At 75.0% G+C, this 2,701-nt stretch carries 3 protein-coding genes; 1 reads left to right on the top strand and 2 read right to left on the bottom strand.

Annotated elements, in window-relative coordinates; genetic code table 11:
- A partial coding sequence (locus D476_RS0122820) for a phosphatidate cytidylyltransferase (RefSeq protein WP_017626242.1) occupies positions 1 to 637 on the top strand: 637 nt, incomplete at its 5' end.
- A gap of 265 nt (positions 638 to 902) precedes the next feature.
- On the opposite strand, the gene D476_RS0122815 is transcribed toward D476_RS0122820, so the two are convergent.
- Both D476_RS0122815 and D476_RS0122810 read right to left on the bottom strand, forming a co-directional pair.
- Positions 903 to 1,481, bottom strand: coding sequence for a TetR-like C-terminal domain-containing protein (locus tag D476_RS0122815; protein ID WP_026123769.1), 579 nt, complete (start codon positions 1,479 to 1,481; stop codon positions 903 to 905).
- Positions 1,474 to 2,289: an alpha/beta fold hydrolase gene (locus D476_RS0122810; protein ID WP_017626240.1), complete on the bottom strand. Its 816-nt coding sequence runs from the start codon at positions 2,287 to 2,289 to the stop codon at positions 1,474 to 1,476. The genes D476_RS0122815 and D476_RS0122810 overlap by 8 nt, the downstream gene beginning before the upstream one ends.
- Positions 2,290 to 2,701 lie beyond the last annotated feature (412 nt).

Genomic DNA, 2,701 nt, shown 5'->3' with positions numbered 1-2,701 from the left:
GCGGCTCGCGCTGCCGCCGCTGGCCGTCGGCGGCGTCGCGATGCAGTTCGGCGCGCACTTCGGCGGAGCGGAATGGCTGGTCGGTACCAGCGCGCTGACCGCGATCTGCGCCCTGGCCTGGCGGCTGCGCGGCGGCGCGGACGGGTACGTGCGGGACGCGGCCGCCTCCCTCTTCACCCTGTGCTACCTCCCCTTCCTGCTGGGGACCTGGCAGCTGCTGGTGGCCCACCCGGGCGACGGGCGGGACCGGCTGATCGCGTTCATCATCGTCACCATCAGCAGCGACATCGGCGGCTACTTCGCCGGGATCCTGCTGGGGCGGCACAAGATGGCGCCGGTGATCAGCCCCAACAAGACCTGGGAGGGGTTCGGCGGCTCGGTCCTGGCGTGCATGGTGGCCGGGGGGCTGACGGTGTCGCTGATGCTCGACGGGCCCGTGTGGGTGGGCCTGGTGCTGGGCGTGGCGGTGGTGCTGGCAGCGATCGTGGGGGACCTCATCGAGTCCCTGATCAAGCGCGACCTGGGCATCAAGGACATGGGCCGGTTCATGCCGGGCCACGGCGGCCTGATGGACCGCGTCGACTCGCTGCTGATCGCGGGGCCCGTCGCGTGGGTGGTGCTCGGCCTGCTGCTGTGATCCGCCGCCGTGCGGGATGCGCGCGCGTGGGCCCACCGGTACCGGAGCACCGGTGGGCCCACGGCGTTTCCGGCGGCGGCCGCCCTCCGTGCGCCGGTCAACGCCTCAGCGGCCTTTGAGCAGGGCGAGCGCCGCGCCTCCGGCCGCCGCCGCGCGTCACGGTGGCCGCGTATGCGCCGGGCGGCCAACGGCGCCGCCCGGCAGGGCCGCCCTCCGCCTCGTTGCCGGTGAGCCGCTGGTCCGCCCCCTCGCAGTGGGCCGCCCCTCAGGCATCGGGTGGACCGGCGTGTCGTCCCAGCCCGGTGATGTGGCGCCCGACCATCCTGTCGAAGCTGCGGTCCACGTCCTCGGGGAGTCCGAACCCCCCGCTCGCCTCCAGGTCGGCGAAGCCGTGCAGGGACGACCGCAAGGCGCGGATCTCGTCGACCAGGTCCTCCTCCGCGATACCGAACCCGCGCAGGACCGCCGCCAACACCTCGACCGGCCGCCGGAACGCGGCGGCCGCCTCCGTGTCCTCCCGGGGCGGCGCCGTGTTCAGCGCCGCGTACCTGCCGGGCGCGGTGCGCGCGAACTCTCGGTAGGCCGCCGCGACCGCCCTCAGGGCGTCCGGCCCCGAGCGCCCCATCGCCGCCGTCCCCAGGGCCTCCGCGAACTCCCGCGCGGCGAGCATGGCGACCTCGCGGCGGAGCCCGTCCAGCCCTGCGACGTGCTTGTACAGGCTGGGGGAGGCCACGCCGAGCCGCTGGGCCACGGCCTTCAAGGAGAGAGCGTCGAGGCCTTCGGCATCGGCCACGGCGGCGGCCTCCGCGGCGACCGTGTCCGGTGACAGCCCCGCCCTAGGCACGTCCGGCCCCCCGCGCGGTCGCCGCGAGGAAGTCGAGCAGGACCGGGACCGTGACGTCGGGCCGCTGCGCCAGCGGGTAGTGGCCCGCCTCGGGGACCATCAGCAGGTCGGCCCCGAGGCGGTCGCGCATCCACTCCGCCTCGGCCGCGGGGTCGGGCCAGTCGCGGTCCAGTTCGCCCATGACGACCAGCGCGGGCGCGCGCACGTCGTCCAGCCGGGCCGGGACCGGGCGGTAGGCGTTGGCGAAGGTGGCGAGGATGCCGGGGTACCGGTCGCGGGAGCGGAGCCCGGTCCTGATCGCGGCCATGTGGGCCGGGTGGTCGTCGGTCGTGCGTCCGGAGAAGAGCGAGCCGAGGTACCGCGCGGCCATCGCCGGGCCCCAGGGGCGCATCAGCATCGCCTTCAGCGCGAGCGCGGCGGCCCCGCGGACGCCCTCGCCGCGGAGGAAAGCGCCGCTGAGCACGAGGCCGTTCACCAGTTCGGGCCGGGTGGCGGCGATCCAGGCGGCGGCGGTCGCCCCCAGCGAGTTGCCGACCACGGTCGCGGGTGCGCTGAGCTCGCCGATCAGGGCCGCGGCGTCCTCGGCGGTGTCGAGCGTGGTGTGCGAGGCGAAGGTCGTGTCGCTGTCGCCGTGCGAGCGCAGGTCCATGGCGGCGACACGGTACCCCGCCTCGGCGAGCGGCACGGTCAGGTGCCGATAGGTGGCGCGGACGTCTCCCATTCCGGGGACGCACACGACCAGCGGTCCGTCCGTAGGGCCGTACAGGCCATAGGCGATCCGCCCGTCGGGGCGCTGCAGGTACCGCATGAGGGCCTCCTGGCTAATCTCGATAGCTAAAAAGCTAATCGAGTTAGCTTCAGAGGTCAAGGGGGCGGCCCGGCCGGGCCCGCTTGCGACCCCCAGCCGGTCACCGGGCCGCCGGGGGTGCGGGGTGGAGGGCGACGACAAAGGAGGGCGCCCCTTCCGGCAGCGCTGTCGGGCGGCGGGCGTGTGCGTGGTCGGCGTGTTGGGCGGCGACGGCGAGATCGGGGCGGTTCCCGGGCCCCGCTTGCCGGGTGGCGGGTTCTTCGTGGTCCGGGAAGGCGGCGGCCCAGCAGGTACCCCACTTGCGGGCTTCGGCCGGGCGACAGGCACCGGAGTGCAGAGCAGAGGGCGGCGACGACGAAGGTCGGCGGGCCTTCCGGCGGCGTCGTCGGGTGGCGGGCGTGTGCGTGGTCGC

Origin of the sequence: Nocardiopsis chromatogenes YIM 90109 (assembly GCF_000341185.1) — a bacterium.
Lineage (GTDB): Bacteria > Actinomycetota > Actinomycetes > Streptosporangiales > Streptosporangiaceae > Nocardiopsis_A > Nocardiopsis_A chromatogenes.
Note: the sequence above shows the minus strand (reverse complement) of the source record. Positions and strands in the feature narration are given on the sequence as shown.

What these genes read in the sequence shown, in the direction of transcription:
- D476_RS0122810 (WP_017626240.1), bottom strand. Translation starts at nt 2,289, where the DNA reads ATGCGGTACCTGCAGCGCCCCGACGGGCGGATCGCCTATGGCCTGTAC.